General features: G+C 33.8%; 13 protein-coding genes. 12 read left to right on the top strand and 1 reads right to left on the bottom strand.

Annotation, left to right across the window (positions count from 1 at the left end):
* The 12 genes from NSS87_RS24870 (at position 1) to NSS87_RS24815 (ending at position 12,714) form a co-directional block, all read left to right on the top strand.
* Complete coding sequence (locus tag NSS87_RS24870) at positions 1 to 1,095, top strand: glycosyltransferase family 4 protein (protein WP_076286470.1); 1,095 nt, start codon at positions 1 to 3, stop codon at positions 1,093 to 1,095.
* Between the two features lie 6 nt (positions 1,096 to 1,101).
* Positions 1,102 to 2,001, top strand: coding sequence for an ATP-grasp fold amidoligase family protein (locus NSS87_RS24865; RefSeq protein WP_339243311.1), 900 nt, complete (start codon positions 1,102 to 1,104; stop codon positions 1,999 to 2,001).
* A 5-nt stretch (positions 2,002 to 2,006) separates the two neighbouring features.
* The gene (locus tag NSS87_RS24860; protein ID WP_339243310.1) at positions 2,007 to 3,113 is read left to right on the top strand and encodes a glycosyltransferase family 1 protein; all 1,107 of its coding nucleotides are present in this window, start codon (positions 2,007 to 2,009) and stop codon (positions 3,111 to 3,113) included.
* Between the two features lie 13 nt (positions 3,114 to 3,126).
* Positions 3,127 to 4,005, top strand: a complete 879-nt coding sequence (locus tag NSS87_RS24855; RefSeq protein WP_339243309.1) for a glycosyltransferase family A protein — start codon at positions 3,127 to 3,129, stop codon at positions 4,003 to 4,005.
* A gap of 472 nt (positions 4,006 to 4,477) precedes the next feature.
* Positions 4,478 to 5,572 (top strand): glycoside hydrolase family 99-like domain-containing protein, encoded by a 1,095-nt coding sequence (locus NSS87_RS24850; RefSeq protein ID WP_339243307.1) that lies wholly within the window; start codon positions 4,478 to 4,480, stop codon positions 5,570 to 5,572.
* Between the two features lie 152 nt (positions 5,573 to 5,724).
* The gene (locus tag NSS87_RS24845) at positions 5,725 to 7,146 is read left to right on the top strand and encodes a hypothetical protein (protein ID WP_339243306.1); all 1,422 of its coding nucleotides are present in this window, start codon (positions 5,725 to 5,727) and stop codon (positions 7,144 to 7,146) included.
* Positions 7,147 to 7,163: 17 nt separating this feature from the next.
* Entirely contained in the window at positions 7,164 to 8,519 is a 1,356-nt protein-coding gene (locus NSS87_RS24840) for a UDP-glucose/GDP-mannose dehydrogenase family protein (RefSeq protein WP_339243305.1), read from the top strand.
* A 17-nt stretch (positions 8,520 to 8,536) separates the two neighbouring features.
* Positions 8,537 to 9,562 (top strand): SDR family NAD(P)-dependent oxidoreductase, encoded by a 1,026-nt coding sequence (locus NSS87_RS24835; protein ID WP_339243304.1) that lies wholly within the window; start codon positions 8,537 to 8,539, stop codon positions 9,560 to 9,562.
* A gap of 19 nt (positions 9,563 to 9,581) precedes the next feature.
* Positions 9,582 to 10,460 (top strand): glucose-1-phosphate thymidylyltransferase RfbA, encoded by an 879-nt coding sequence (rfbA, locus tag NSS87_RS24830; protein ID WP_339243303.1) that lies wholly within the window; start codon positions 9,582 to 9,584, stop codon positions 10,458 to 10,460.
* A gap of 20 nt (positions 10,461 to 10,480) precedes the next feature.
* On the top strand, positions 10,481 to 11,041 hold the full coding sequence (gene rfbC / locus NSS87_RS24825) for a dTDP-4-dehydrorhamnose 3,5-epimerase (protein ID WP_339243301.1): 561 nt from the start codon (positions 10,481 to 10,483) through the stop codon (positions 11,039 to 11,041).
* Positions 11,042 to 11,070: 29 nt separating this feature from the next.
* A complete protein-coding gene (gene rfbB, locus NSS87_RS24820; RefSeq protein ID WP_339243300.1) occupies positions 11,071 to 12,066 on the top strand; it encodes a dTDP-glucose 4,6-dehydratase in 996 nt (331 codons plus the stop codon).
* A gap of 87 nt (positions 12,067 to 12,153) precedes the next feature.
* Positions 12,154 to 12,714, top strand: a complete 561-nt coding sequence (locus NSS87_RS24815) for a YdcF family protein (RefSeq protein ID WP_339248663.1) — start codon at positions 12,154 to 12,156, stop codon at positions 12,712 to 12,714.
* A 1,222-nt stretch (positions 12,715 to 13,936) separates the two neighbouring features.
* On the opposite strand, the gene NSS87_RS24810 is transcribed toward NSS87_RS24815, so the two are convergent.
* Positions 13,937 to 15,172 (bottom strand): acyltransferase, encoded by a 1,236-nt coding sequence (locus NSS87_RS24810; RefSeq protein WP_339243299.1) that lies wholly within the window; start codon positions 15,170 to 15,172, stop codon positions 13,937 to 13,939.
* Positions 15,173 to 16,443: the final 1,271 nt, after the last annotated feature.

Raw genomic sequence — 16,443 nt, 5'->3', positions numbered from 1 at the left:
ATGAAAAAGGTTCTTATATTGGTTAATCATGATGTTGTTATTTATAATTTCAGACGAGAACTTGTCGAACGTCTCTTGCATGAAGGATATGAAGTCTATATATCCTCACCTTATGGTGAACGCATAGATGATTTAGTTGCTATGGGATGTGTGTACATTGAAGCTTCGATAGAACGTCATGGTACAAATGTGTTTAAGGAGTTAAAGCTAATCTCTTATTACAAGAGAATAATAAGAGATGTAAATCCTAAAATGGTCCTTTCATACACTATTAAACCAAATATTTATGGTGGAATGGCTTGTAAATCTCTGAATGTTCCATATATAGCTAATATTACAGGATTGGGTACAGCAGTAGAAAACGCAGGAATTATGCAGAAGATTACAATCAATCTTTATAAAATTGCTTTTAAGAAGATTAATTGTTTATTTTTTCAAAATACAGAGAATATGCAATTTTTTGTTGATAACAACATTGTGTTGGATAGACATAGATTAATCCCAGGTTCAGGTGTTAATCTAGAACATTTTCAGGTTTTAGATTATCCATCTGATGAAACGATAGAATTCGTATTTATTTCAAGAATTATGAAAGAAAAAGGTATTGATCAATATTTAGAGGCTGCAGAATACATAAGAAATAAGTATCCAAATACAAGGTTTCATGTATGTGGATTTTGTGAAGAGGCTTATGAGGAAAAGTTAAAACAAATGCAAGAAAAAGGGATTGTTTATTATCATGGAATGCAGCGCGATATTAGGATTATCCTAGAGAAAACGCACTGTACTATACATCCCACTTATTATCCAGAAGGAATGTCAAATGTACTACTCGAAAGTGCCGCTAGTGGCAGACCGGTAATCACAACGAATAGAAGTGGTTGTCGTGAAATTGTTGATGATGGAGTTAATGGATTTATTGTAGAGCAACAGAATAGTAAGGACTTGATTGAGAAGATAGAGTTATTTCTAGCTATCAGTTTAGAAGATAAAATTAAAATGGGAATGGCTGCTAGAAAAAAAGTTGAGAATGAGTTTGATAGACAAATTGTAATAAATGCCTATGTTGAAGAAATAAAAAGAGCACAGAGGTGATTTGGTTTGGATTACAAAAAAATTATAAAGAGTCAAGAAGCGCGAATTAAAATTTTACACTTACTGAGGAAAGTACCGGATTCAACAATGATCAAGCTACAATACAAAATGAAAATGCGAAGAAAACTCAATCTGAAAAACCCAATCCGTTATACTGAAAAACTTCAATGGTATAAGTTGAATTACAGAAATCCTTTGATGACACAATGTGCTGATAAATATAGTGTTAGAGAATATATCGAATCTAAAGGTTTAAATCATATTTTGAATAAGGTATATGCTATTTATAATACTGTTGATGAAATTAACATTGATACATTGCCACAAAAATTTGTAATGAAAACAACAAATGGGAGTGGGACTAATTTTTTTTGTAAAGATAAAACAACATTTTTACTTGAAGATACAAAGAGATCTTTAACTAAATGGATGAAGAGAGATAACTTTTCGTCTGGTCGTGAGTGGTCATATAAAAATATAGTACCGCGAATTATTGTTGAAGAATATTTAGAGGAAGAAAACAACTTTTTTGATGGAATCAATGATTACAAATTCCTTTGTTTCAATGGTAAAGCGGAGTATGTTGTACTTGATGTTGATCGGCAAGTAAATCATAAAAGAAATATTTATGATATAAATTGGAAGTATATAGATGTCAATACTGATCATGCGAGTTTTGGGGACAGTGTCCCAAAACCAGAGGGTTTGGATGAGATGTTGAGGATTGCAAATATACTTGCAGTTGATTTCCCTTGTGTGAGGGTAGATTTATATTGGGTTAATGGAAGAGTGTATTTTGGAGAATTAACATTCTATCCGTGGACAGGATATGTGAGCTTTACTCCTGATAAGTTTGACTACGAATTAGGTGAGAAGTTTATTCTGCCTGGAGTTAGAGAGGCATAAGATTAATGGAGAAAACCAGAATTTTACATGTTGTCACAAAAATGGATGCCGCTGGAATCGAGACTTTATTAATGAATTTTTATAGAAATATCAATAGGGATAAAATTCAATTTGATTTCTTGACTCACAGAAGTGAAAAAGGATTTTATGATAAAGAAATCATGGATCTTGGTGGGAAGATATATTCAATTCCCCCTATTAATCCTTTAAAGCATATGAATTATCTAAATGCGTTAGAGGTCTTTTTCAACCAACATAAGGAATATCGTGTAATTCAGTCACACATAAACACATATAGTATGTACCCACTACGTTCTGCGATGCGTTCAGGTATACCAGTTCGAATTGCACATAGTCATATCGCAAATGTCCCATTAGATCTAAAAACGCCTTTCAGAATCTATACACGCTCAAAGTTGAAAATGTACTCTACACACAACTTTGCGTGTTCCGAAATGGCAGGAAAATGGTTATATGGTACTTCTGCAATCACAATGAAAAACTTTAAGGTGATCAATAATTCAATAAATTCATTTGATTATAAATATAATGAAGAAATCGGAATTAGGGTTAAAAAAGAACTAGGATTGGTAGATAAGTTTGTAATAGGTCACATAGGCAGATTTAATAAACAAAAGAATCATGAGTTCTTAATAGATATTTTTTCGAAGGTACACTCTAAAAAAAATAATGCTGTTTTGTTGCTAGTTGGTGATGGAGAACTTCGCATTAAGATTGAGAAGAAAGCAATTGAGTTAGGATTACAAGATAATATTATTTTTTTAGGAGTTCGTTCTGACATATCAGAATTACTACAAGCAATGGATGTTTTTGTGTTTCCATCTGTATTTGAAGGATTAGGAATGGTTTTGATTGAAGCACAAGCAGCAGGGCTACACAGTATTGTGGCAGATACTATACCTAAAGAAGCGTTTATCACAAATTTAATCGAAAAATTATCGCTGAATTCGCCGGCGGAAATCTGGGCTGACAAAGTATTGAATTATTCTTACGGATATGAAAAGCAGGATACCTATGAAAAAATTAAAGTTAGTGGATATGATATCAGAGAAACGACTAAATGGTTAGAAGAATTTTATTTAAAGAATTGAAAGGAAGACAATTATGGTTGAAAATAAGCGGATTACTGTGTTTACCCCAACATATAACCGTGCTTATATATTAAACCGGTGTTATGAAAGTTTGAAAAGACAGACAAATAAGTTATTCATTTGGCTTATTATTGATGATGGATCTACTGATGATACTGAAGATCTTGTGAATAAATGGATTTCGGAGGGACTTATAGAAATAAAGTATTATAAACAGAATAATGGTGGGAAACAGAGAGCTCACAATAAAGGAGTTGAACTTTGTAATTCAGAGCTATTTATTTGTATGGATTCTGACGATTTTCTAGTCGATAATGCTATAGAAAGATTTATTAGTACCTGGGATAGTATTGATGATAAAAAGATAATTAGTGGTATTGTAGCGTTAAAGGGTATAAATAAAGGAATGCCAATAGGAACTTCAATGCCTCAAGAATTGAAACTAGCTCCTTTAAATGATTTATATGAAAAATATGGTTTTAAAGGTGATACAGCTTTGCTATTTCGTACGGATATTCTGAAACGGTTTCCATTTTTTGTTGCTGAAGGGGAAAAGTTTATCGGTGAAGGATATGTTTATCTTCAAATAGATCAACTCTACAATTTATTTATTCTGAATGAAATCGTTTATATATGTGAATACCTACCTGACGGCTATTCAAGTGATGTTAGGAAATTAACAAAAGATAATCCAAAGAGTTACATGGTTCTTAAGAGACAAGCAACATTTTTTTCTAAATCCTTTAAAACTAGGTTTGTGAATACAATCAAATATTTAATTGGTTGTATATTAAGTGAAGAGAAACACCCATTACGAAATGCACCATATAAGTGGATAGCAATCATTGCATTTCCATTAGCATTATTTCTAAGTTGGAAGTGGTATCGATAAAACAAAAGGGACAATATGAATATTTTTTTGAATTATGTTTTTAAAAGTTATATTCACAGTTAGGAAGTGCAATATATTACTTTTAGGGATTCACATAAGTTTTGTGTGCTTTTGACAAAAAAATTGTAACTTCCTGAAATTTCTTAGTTGCTTTTTTACTGAACTTAGGCCTTCTCGTGCAGGGGGATCTTTGATTGTAGTTTTGTGAAAAAAAGGATATAAACTTACATTCGGTGCTATCCAGCTTAGCTCAGCACGGATGAAATAATATTTTATTTAGAATCATAAGGAGATTTATTTGGGGGGCATTTGAAAGGTGCTGGAAATTTCAATTAAGGTGTACTCAGAAATTATTTTCTTGAAATCTTGACTTAAATATTTCTTACCTGCAGTATCCAACAAAACAGGGTAAAGTAAATGTTTTCATGAGTGCAGTTTATGGTATATATATGATGCTTAAGAAGGAGGAAAAATGAAGATAATATCTTTTTATTTGCCACAATATCATGAAGTTACAGAGAATAATGAGTGGTGGGGTAAAGGATTTACTGAATGGGTTAATGTGAAAAATAGCATTCCAAGATTTAAAGGACATCAGCAACCTAGAATTCCACTTAACAAAAACTATTATGATTTGACCGATTCCAAATCATTAAAATGGCAAGCTGATCTTGCGAAAGAATATGGAATTTATGGTTTTTGCTATTATCACTATTGGTTTGAAGGGCATTTGTTATTAGAAAAACCAGCGGAAATCATGTTACAGGACAAAAGTATTGAATTACCTTTTTGTTTTTGCTGGGCTAATCATACTTGGAGAAGAACTTGGGCTAATAAACATAAAACTGTTCTTTTAGAACAAACTTATGGAGATAAAGAGGACTGGGAAAATCATTTTAATTATTTTTTGCCATTCTTTAAAGATGATCGATATATAAAAAATAATGAAAAACCCATGCTTGTGATTTATAATCCATCATCTATTGACCGACTTGAAGAAATGCTTTCCTTATGGAATCAGTTAGCTCTTGAAAATGGCTTGAATGGGATCTCATACTCGTATCAAGAAAATGCATATGCGACTGTTGATACACCAACATCAAATATGTTTGATTATGGTATAGAATACCAACCATCTCGTGCTCTAGAAGTTATAAATAAATCATCAAGTTCTATTATTAAAAGAACAACTAATAGAATCGCTGATGCAATTCCTATCCTTCGGTCAAGGTGGACAACGCTTACCTATGATTACGATAAAGTATGGAAATGTATTCTTAACCAGCAACCCTTAAGTAATAAATCTATCCCCGGTGCTTTTGTTGATTGGGATGATTCACCTAGGCGTAAAAATAGGGGGAGTGTTAGTTTAGGAGTAACACCAGGAAAATTTAAAAAATACCTTTCTGAACAAATAAGACGAACCAAAGAAGTATATCAAAAAGATATGCTCTTTGTTTTTGCATGGAATGAATGGGGTGAAGGTGGTTATCTAGAACCTGATGAACTACATAATTACAAAATGTTAGAAGCAGTAAGAGAGGCCTTGCAAGAAAATGAAGAGTAAAGTGAATAAAAATCGACAAGTGTAATAATATATAACTTATTGCTACATAATGAAATCCTTAATGTATATTTTTGATTTCTTGTTGAAATGTTCTGTTAATCTGCTGTTTAAATATGCGTGGAAATAAATAAAAGAATGTTGAGGTTAAAGCATTGAATAGTAAAGTAGTTAATTTTTTGAGAAATTTTTCGTATGCTATAACTTCAAACTTGGTCTCCCTTATAGTTTCAACCTTAATGATATTAATAGTACCAAAGCTGATTGGAATTGAAGAATATGGCTACTGGCAATTGTATTTATTTTATTCTTCTTATGTTGGCTTTTTACATTTTGGCTGGAACGACGGCATCTATTTGCGATATGGGGGGAAGGAGTATACAGAATTAAATAAGCGGACGTTTTTCTCACAGTTCTACATGCTGCTTATAATGCAGCTTTTGATAGTTCTTATAATACTTTCTATCTCTGCGCTCCTTAATTTAAATACTGATAGGATATTTATTTTCCAAATGATAGCCTTATGTATGTTTTTTGGGAATATTAGGCTTATGTTGTTATATATTCTACAAGCCACAAATCGTATTAAAGAATATGCAAATATTATAATAATTGGAAGAATACTATATTGTTTTATAATTATCGTTTTTCTATTAGTTGGTGTGAGAGATTATAAATTAATGATAGAAGCTGATTTAATTGGAATAATAGTATCTCTGTTATATGCAATGTATATTTGTAGAGATATCGTATTTCGTGAAATCTCCAGCTTTTATTTTAGCTTTAGAGAGACTGTAGAAAACATTGAAGCTGGAATAAAGTTAATGTTTGCAAATATAGCAAGCATGCTAATTATAGGGGTAGTTAGGTTTGGTATAGAAAATTCATGGGATGTATCAACATTTGGGAAAGTATCCCTTACATTGAGTGTATCTAATCTTATGATGTTATTTATAAATGCAGTAGGAATAATTTTATTTCCGATTTTAAGGAGAACTGATGAAAAAAAATTGTCAGGAATATATTCAAACATGAGAACCATTTTAATGGTATTTTTGTTAGGTATACTGATAATTTATTACCCATTTAAGGTTGTCCTATCTGCTTGGCTACCTCATTATGGGGAAAGTTTAATATATATGGCAATTGTATTCCCAATGTGTGTTTACGAAGGGAAAATGTCCCTACTGATTAACACTTATCTAAAAACCTTGAGAAAAGAAAAGCTAATGTTAAAAGTCAATTTGATATCTCTAATTACTAGTGTAGTGATTACACTAATTACAACACTTGTATTCAAAGATTTGAATTTATCAATAATATCTATAGTTCTTCTCCTAGCATTTAGAAGTGTTATAGCAGAAATATATTTGTCCAAGATTTTGGGAGTAACTATCTACAAAGATATAGTTATGGAATTAGTTATAACCATGACATTTATATTATCAGGGTGGTTCCTGAATTCTTGGATTGCTGTTATTAGTTATGGAGTAGCTTACATAATATATCTGATCTTTAAACGTAAAGATATTATTAGCACTATAAAAACCATGAAAGAATTAGTAAGGACTCATTAAGAGGGAAGGGGAACTATATGTACAAGATAGCAGTAGCAGGAACCGGCTACGTCGGCTTAGTAGCAGGCGTATGCTTCGCTGAAGTAGGCCACCAAGTAACTTGTGTTGATATCGATGAAAACAAAGTTGAACTAATGAAATCTGGTGTTTCACCAATCTACGAAGCTGAATTAGAAGAACTCATGCAAAAGAATTATGCAGCAGGTAGACTTGAATATACTACCGATTATAAAAAAGCATATAGAGAAGCCGACGCGATATTTATAGGTGTTGGCACACCTGAGCAGCCTGATGGGTCTGCTAATCTTTCATACATTGCTACAGTAGCAAGACAAATAGCAGAAACAATAGAAAAAGATTGCCTTGTTGTAGTGAAATCTACTGTTCCGGTAGGTACTAATGATAAAGTGCAGCAGTTTATACATGATTTTTTACCTCGTGAAGGAGAGATACTTACTGGTAACGGTGATGGAGTAGGTAGAAACATCAGAGTAGAAGTAGCATCTAATCCAGAATTTTTGGCGCAAGGAACGGCTGTAAGAGACACTCTGCAAGCAGCAAGAATCATAATTGGAACTGAGAGCAAATGGGCAGAAGATATTCTTATGAAAATCTATGAGCCGTTTAATATCCCAGTTGTATCTGTTAAAAGAAGATCTGCAGAGATGATCAAATATGCATCTAACGATTTTCTTGCTCTCAAAATATCTTACATGAACGATATTGCTAATCTTTGCGAACTGGTAGGAGCAGATATTCAGGATGTATCAAGAGGAATGTCGTTTGATGAACGCATTGGAAGCAAGTTCTTAAATGCAGGTATTGGTTATGGAGGTAGCTGTTTTCCTAAGGATACGAAGGCATTAGAGTACTTAGCGAGACAAAATGGATATGAGCTTAAAACCGTTAAAGCAGCTATTGATGTCAATACTAGCCAAAAGACAATTCTTTTTAAAAAAGCATCTAAAAGACTTATCACCTTTAACGGTCTAAAAGTAGCAGTGCTAGGACTGACATTTAAACCTGGGACCGATGACTTAAGAGAAGCTGCTTCGCTAGAAAATATACCTTTGTTATTAAATCAGGGAGCTGAAATCTATGCTTTTGATCCTGTAGGAAAAGTGAATTTTTCTAAGGAGTACCCAGAAGGTAGGAACGGTAAGGGAAGTATCAAATATGTTGAGAGCATAAAAGAAGCTCTTGAAGATGCCAATGTCTGTTTTGTATTTACTGAGTGGGGAGAAATTAAAGCAATTGAGCCGGAAGTTTATAAAGATTTAATGAGAACGCCGTTGGTGTATGACGGCAGGAATTTGTATGGGGTTCAAGATATGAAAGAAGCTGGTGTGGAGTATTATTCCATCGGAAGATAGTTGAAGGGGCGAGCTATTTGAACGATATACCTGTAGATAACACGAAAACATTTTTAATTACTGGAGCAGCAGGCTTTATAGGATATTATTTATCTAAAAGGTTATTGGAGCAAGGTTGCCGAGTGATTGGTGTTGATAATATTAATGATTACTATGTTGTTAACCTCAAATACGCTCGCTTAGAGCAACTAGAGTTGTTTAGCCATTTTGAATTCATAAAAGTTGATATTTCAAACAAGGACATGATTACTAAGGTCTTTGAAGAATACAAACCGAACATAGTTGTAAATCTAGCAGCACAAGCAGGGGTACGATACTCTATAGAAAATCCTGATGTGTATATTCAAAGCAATATCGTAGGTTTCTTTAACATTCTTGAAGCTTGTAGAAATCATCTAGTTGACCATCTTGTATATGCTTCATCTAGTTCAGTTTATGGGTCTAATAAAAAGGTCCCTTTTGAAGAATCAGATGTTGTAGATCATCCGGAATCACTTTATGCAGCTACGAAAAAGTCGAATGAACTGATGGCGTATACTTATAGTCATCTTTATAAGATACCGACTACTGGTCTACGCTTTTTTACTGTGTACGGTCCAATGGGGCGTCCAGATATGGCTTATTTCGGATTTACCCAGAAATATTTTGCTGGTGAATCAATTAAAATATTTAATAATGGTGATTTCAAAAACGATCTTTATCGAGATTTTACATACGTAGACGACATTGTAGAGGGTATCGAGAGAATTCTAAGCAAAGCGCCGACAGAAACGGTTCCTCATAAGGTTTTTAATATTGGAAATAACAGCCCTGAAAAGTTAATGGTGTTTATTGAAACATTAGAAAAGTGTTTAAGCAAGGCTACTGGTAGAGAGGTGATATTTAATAAATCATTTGAACCTATTAAACCAGGGGATGTACCAGCAACATACGCATCTACAGATTTATTAGAGCAAGCTGTAGGGTTCAAGCCAAGAACCTCCATAGAGGAAGGCTTACAGAAATTCGCAAATTGGTATGTAGAGTATTATAAAGTGAAATAATATGAAGAGGTGAAAACGGATGAAAGGAATTATTCTTGCAGGCGGTAGCGGCACTCGCCTATTCCCATTAACAATGGTTACGAGTAAACAGCTACTCCCCGTTTACGATAAACCGATGATCTACTATCCTCTATCCACATTAATGCTAGCAGGTATTAAAGACATTCTAATTATCTCAACACCAGAGGATACACCTAGATTTGAAAGTCTACTAGGTGACGGTTCTCAATTCGGCATCTCATTACAATATATAGTTCAACCAAGTCCTGACGGTTTAGCTCAGGCTTTTATTTTGGGTGAATCTTTTATCGGTGATGATTCGGTTGCCATGATCCTTGGAGATAATATCTACTATGGAAATGGAATGCGAAAGATGTTGCAGCGTGCTTCTTCTAAAGAGCAAGGAGCAACAGTATTCGGATATCATGTACAAGATCCAGAGCGATTTGGTGTTGTGGAATTTAATGAAGATGGAAAAGTATTGAGCGTGGAAGAAAAACCGGCTCAGCCGAAATCTAACTATGCAATTACTGGTTTATATTTTTATGATAATAGAGTCATTGAGATTGCTAAGAATGTTAAGGTCTCTTCACGTGGGGAATTGGAGATTACCTCCATTAATGAAGCTTATTTAAATCTTGGTCAGCTTGATGTGGAACTTCTAGGTCGGGGATTTACCTGGTTAGATACCGGAACTCATCAAAGTCTTGTCGACGCAACTAATTTTGTACGGACTATTGAAGATCATCAAGGAATCAAGATCGCCGCTCCTGAGGAAATTGCATATATTAATGGATGGATTACCAAAGAACATTTGTGGAATTGCGGGGAGAAGTTGAGTAAGACTGGGTATGGTCAATATTTGATGAAGGTAGCTACAGGTAAAATACAATACTAATAACTGAAAGTGTGGCAGCGATGAAAATTACAGAAACCATATTGCAAGGCGTATTAGTCGTTGAGCCAGCTGTTTTTGGGGACCACCGAGGTTGGTTTATGGAGACATATAGTGGAGCTAAGTTCAAAGAGCACGGTATTGACATGGATTTTGTACAAGATAACCAATCTTACTCTGCGACTAAAGGAACATTACGTGGTTTGCATTATCAATTACATCCTAAAGCACAGACAAAGCTGGTTCGTTGTACACGTGGTGCTATTTTTGATGTAGCCGTAGATATCAGAAAAGGTAGTCCTTCTTATAGTAAATGGTTTGGCATTGAACTGAGTGCTGAGAATAAGAAGCAACTGCTTATTCCAAAAGGGTTCGCTCATGGATTCATGACGCTAACAGCAGACGTAGAGGTTCAGTATAAGTGCGATGAGCTTTATGCCCCAGAATGTGATGGGGGTATTCTGTGGAATGATCCTTCTATTGGCATCGAATGGCCTATTCATGTTACACCGGTACTGTCTGCCAAGGATGAGAAGGCGCCTTTATTAAAAGAGGCTAATTTGAACTTTACTTATGATAACTAATGTTAAACAAATAGATCGGGGTGCATTCATTGAGTAAGCAAAAGATGCTGGTTACGGGTGGTGCCGGATTTATTGGAGGCAACTTTGTACAGTATATGATAGATAAATATCCACATTATGATATTGTGAATTTGGATTTGCTAACTTATGCGGGTGACCTAACGAAGCATAAGGATATTGAGTCCAAATCGAATTATCGGTTCGTTCAAGCTGACATTGCTGATCGTGGGGCAATAATGTCTCTTTTTGAGTTGGAGAAATTTGATTATGTTGTCCATTTCGCTGCAGAGAGCCATGTGGATCGCTCAATTACTGATCCTGCGGTATTCGTTCGTACAAATGTTATGGGGACACAGGTACTACTGGATGCAGCTAAAAAATTCGGCATTACTAAATTCCTCCATGTCTCTACGGATGAAGTGTATGGCGAACTCGATTTCGATCCTACTGTATTTTTCACAGAGGAAACGCCTTTGCAGCCGAACAGTCCTTATAGTGCAAGTAAGACTGCGTCGGATTTGCTAGTGCGAGCTTATTATGAGACCTTTGGTTTACCAATGAACATAACGCGCTGCTCGAATAATTATGGGCCTTATCATTTCCCTGAAAAATTGATTCCACTAACGATCTCAAGAGTATTAAATGACGAGAAGGTCCCTGTCTATGGCGATGGAAAAAACATTCGTGATTGGCTCCATGTCTGGGATCACTGCGCGGCCATTGACCTTGTTGTACACCAAGGAGTAAGTGGTGAAGTTTACAACGTAGGTGGTCATAATGAGAGAACTAATCTTGAAGTAGTTAAGACGATTATTAGTACCTTAGGGAAATCTGATGGTTTGATTGAATTCGTAACAGATAGATTAGGACATGATAAACGCTACGCCATTGATCCAACAAAACTTGAGAATTTAGGTTGGAAGCCAACTTATACTTTTGAGACAGGAATTGCTCAGACAATCCAGTGGTATATTGATAATGCTGAATGGTGGCAACAAATCCTTAGTAACGAATCGCATAAGTGATCCATGAGTAACTTATCTATTAAGAAAAGAAAAGGTAAATTAATTAATAGGAAATTTCTCCTTTTCATATGCTTATTATTATTGATTATGTGGTTCTTCACCGCCGGTCGTTTTCTCACCCTAACCCAATATCCCAAGCATTCTGACGCCATAATCGTCCTCAGCGGAGGCCAAGGCCGTGTAGAAAAAGCAGCTGAATTATATAAAGCCGGCTACGCTCCTTATATAATTCTTTCCAATGCCAAAGAATCTGCGAGTTCATCAGGTGACATGCTCCAAACTGTCCTTAATCTCGGTATACCGCCGGATGTTATCTATACCGAAAATGCGGCGGAAAGCACCTATCAGAACGCAGATTTCACACTTCCTATAATGAAGGAACACGCTTTTCAATCTGCTATTGTCGTTTCCTCGGAATTTCACATGCGGCGGGTTAAGCTTCTTTTTGATCGTGTGTACAAAAAATCGGAGATTGAGCTGACGTATTTGGGTTCTTTATCAGGATATAATTCTAAACGCTGGTGGAGTGACCGAAAGAGTCGGGAAACTACGTTCAACGAGTATGTTAAAATGTTTGGTAACACCTTCGGTTACAATGGACCGGAGGCAAAAAGTACGCTTGATCAAATTAAGAACTGGTTTCGCTAGCCACGTTCATGTAGAGACAGTTTGTTATTCTTGAGGATTCCATATAGGTGCAAGCTGCTTAACTCGACGATATTATTTATCGGGTATTAGTATGTCCGTAGGGTTTCATCCTAGGAAATGTTTAGTGGATGTTTTTTTGAATTTTATCTAATCTTTTATTTAATGAAGTGAAACTATGAAATAACTAAACAACAGATTAATACGATACGAACAAGATTGTATTTGTAACTGAGAATTTATGTGTAATTGTAAGTAAAAGAAGTGTATGAATAAGAATAATTTGAAATGATGTTCCCGTAGAGATTAGATTAGGTATAGTTTAATTACAGTATCTAAATAAATTCTAATAAAGTCCGTTTGCTTGAATAGCAAACTTAGTAGTCCAGTAGCCTATTCCCAGTGAACAATATCTACTAAGACGAAAACACTTGCTCAGATCAGATTATCTTTGGCTAATAGTAAGAAGAAAATTGAAAATATGCCGATCAGAACAAGCTACTTACTTTCAGAAACAAATTTATGCACAGAAATTGAATGAACCACCAGAAATCGTATGAATGTAGAGGAATTAAGTTGTTTATGTGAAGGTTAATGCGATATAAGAATACAACTACGATCCAATTATGTCTAATTTTAGATAGCCGTCTTTTAAAAAATCCATCCAAGCCCTTCTTCTCAAATGATATGTATAGCTCGTATCCTGAACAAATTTAGAACATAGCAACATTTATAGCCCTAAAGGGCGAATTAGAAATGTGCAATATCAAATTTATTATTACAGTTCCCTAAATAATACTTGTCTTGAGTCAATAAAAGTAATGCCATGTGTGATACGGTTTTTTTATAAAAATTCAAAAGTTGTAATCCTAGGTGCTACAAGAATTCCTATAATACCAACATTAATGGGGAATACTATCACAACTTGAATAATTTATTGTTTTGTAATTATTTTCTATTTAGTTTAATTCTTATATTTCTAATATTAAAAAAGCCTGCAATTCGACAAAGCAATTTCATGAGATACTGATGGTTCATTTCTTGAATGAACAGGTACCGAGATTCTTCCCTTTGATAGCCATAAAAATACATAGCTAGATCCAACATTCAAGCTAAGGCATGCTTTGGAGTTTTCGTGGGGTGTTATAAATGTTGTTCACAATAAATGAGCCAGTATTGCGTGGCTCAGAATTATTAAATAAAGATTGTTAGTGAATAATTCTTTCTACTTTCTAATACTGTATCGAGTAGTCACTATTGTTTTAGAGTCGCTCCTATTTTTATTGTTAACTATTCTGTTTGCAAGAGATATAGAAGGAAATTCAATATATTTATAAAAAAGTATCGCTACAAATACTGAGATAATCGGTACAATTAATAGTAAAATTCCAAAGGGAACGTCATATTTGAAAAAATGAATTATAGATAATAAAACAATTATATGAACCAAGTAAAGACTATACGAAATTTTACCTAACCCTAACAGATATCGATTAAGTAGTATTTTCTTAAAAGTAGATGAACTCAACACCAAAGTGAAAAGAATGATTATACCAGTCATGATAATAAGATCCAGAATAAAAGTAGTTAAAGTTGTTTGAATAATATTCCCATTGTATTTATAGTATCCTAGTTTAGGGATTATCCACTCAGAACAATAGAGAGCCAATGAGACTGCTAAAATAGTGAATTTGTAGCTTGAATTCAATCTCTTTATCTTTGGTATAATTTGGTGACGATGTTTGGCAACAACTGCACCAATAATAAAAAAGTTAGTATAATATACAGTACTGCTTAATGAAGTAACAAGAAGGAATACCGCATCATTCTGTATAGTTCTGTATACCAAAACATTCGCTATACAAGCAAATAATGATAAAAAAATTCCTATAAGAAGACTTTTCCTCCAGGTATACTTAATTATGAAAAATATCAATATTGGAAATATGATCGATATCCTCATCTCATGTACTAAACTCCATGTTACGGTGTTTAGATTATGTACATGATAATCAAGCATTAATAAGGATGAAATAATAGTTTTTCCAGTTATTGAAGAGGACCACATACCATTGAACCAATCACTAAGATCACTAATATTACTAGGATTTAAAAGAAATAACAAACCTGCAGATAACGCAATAGATAATATATAAGGGATATAGATTCTACAAATCCTTTTTATTAGATATTGAGAATATTTGGGTGATCTTTGATTCAAAAAAGGCAAAGATAGTACAAACCCACTTAATACAAAAAAAAGTAAAACGGCTTCATGCCCACCCCATAAAACATGCAATGGGGAACTAGTAAGTACTTTTACTAAGTTGTTTTCAATACTCTCATGATAATGTGCAGCTAAAAATATAGGAGTTGCAATTAAAGTATGATGAATAACTACTGAGAATGATGCCAATCCACGTATTGAATCTAGCACTTCTATTCTTTGACCATTCGGCAACGCATTCAACCTCTTTTACTAAGTTTTCCTATTACTATAAACTAACCAAGACTATAATTGTAGGGGGTTCCTGAAAAATAATCCATCTGTTACTTGATGTTATTACATTTCCCTAAATTACCATCTGGTGGTATCATTTTATAATGTTAAATTAATTTCAAGGAGTGTTTAAATGTTTTTATTTTATACCTTTTCCTTATGTGTAATATTATCAGCGGGCTTCCAGCAAAACACTGTTTTTAAAAGTCGCTACGTTTCTAACTCATTATTAATTTTATTCTTGATACTGATAATGTGGGTAGTACCGAAAGGTTCTTTTTATGATGGTGATATGATAAACTACATAACCACTTTTCAGCGTATGAATAGCCTCTCACTATCGGATTCATTCAAAAATTTCACTTGGGAACCCCTATTCCTCTTGCTCCAATGGGTTCTTTCTCGATTCAGTAGTAGCATTGATACATATCTATTTGTCACCTTCGGACTTTACGCTACATTATTAATTGTGGCCTTGAAAAAGTTATTCGTCACATGGCAGCAGATATATATTTTTTTCGCCTATCTTAATTTCACGTTTTTCTACATCTACATTTTTGTAGGTAGCCGCCAAGGTTTTAGTATTATGTTCATGCTTATTGCTATAGGATTAATGCTTGCAGAAGAGAAAAAGTATAAGTTTTATTTATGCGCGATAGCATCAATTTTGTGCCATTATTCTGTTTTACCTGTAATACTATTCCTTGTTGCGTACAAAATGTTTAATATCAGCCTAAAGCCAGTTTTAGTTTTATGGATAGTATCAGCATTTTTATTCTTAACTAAGCAGAATACGATTCTGCTAAAAATACCGTTCATTTCTAAAATGGATTTCATAAGCTTATATACCTCAAACGTATTTGATTCATTTTCTGCCTCCACCTCTAATAATATTTTTTATTTTATCTTTAGTGCATTTTTCTTGATGTTGTCTATAATCCTATATAAAAAAATTAGTATGAGTGATGAAAAAAAGATAAAATATATTAAATTAATAACCTGCTATGCAGCATTTAACATATTCTATCTTTTGCTTGGTTACATAGCATTTTCTTATAGAGTTGCTATGTACTCCTGGTTTTTGGTTCCAATACTGGTGTACTACCCTATTCTTAATAATGAAAAGAAACAGACGTTGCTTCTTCCAATTTTAGTAACTGCAACTCTCATAATAGGATTAAGTACAACGATATTTGATTATTTCTTATGAACATTTAACCACCTTTCATTGT

The organism is Paenibacillus sp. FSL F4-0243, assembly GCF_037963295.1.
Taxonomy (GTDB): domain Bacteria; phylum Bacillota; class Bacilli; order Paenibacillales; family Paenibacillaceae; genus Paenibacillus_AQ.
This window is presented reverse-complemented; position numbering and strand designations above follow the sequence as displayed.

Bases quoted from the DNA above. Each gene is read 5' to 3' on its own strand.
- NSS87_RS24870 (WP_076286470.1), top strand. From the start codon at position 1: ATGAAAAAGGTTCTTATATTGGTTAATCATGATGTTGTTATTTATAAT.
- NSS87_RS24860 (WP_339243310.1), top strand. From the start codon at position 2,007: ATGGAGAAAACCAGAATTTTACATGTTGTCACAAAAATGGATGCCGCT.
- NSS87_RS24855 (WP_339243309.1), top strand. From the start codon at position 3,127: ATGGTTGAAAATAAGCGGATTACTGTGTTTACCCCAACATATAACCGT.
- NSS87_RS24850 (WP_339243307.1), top strand. From the start codon at position 4,478: ATGAAGATAATATCTTTTTATTTGCCACAATATCATGAAGTTACAGAG.
- NSS87_RS24840 (WP_339243305.1), top strand. From the start codon at position 7,164: ATGTACAAGATAGCAGTAGCAGGAACCGGCTACGTCGGCTTAGTAGCA.
- rfbA (WP_339243303.1), top strand. From the start codon at position 9,582: ATGAAAGGAATTATTCTTGCAGGCGGTAGCGGCACTCGCCTATTCCCA.
- rfbC (WP_339243301.1), top strand. From the start codon at position 10,481: ATGAAAATTACAGAAACCATATTGCAAGGCGTATTAGTCGTTGAGCCA.
- NSS87_RS24815 (WP_339248663.1), top strand. From the start codon at position 12,154: ATGTGGTTCTTCACCGCCGGTCGTTTTCTCACCCTAACCCAATATCCC.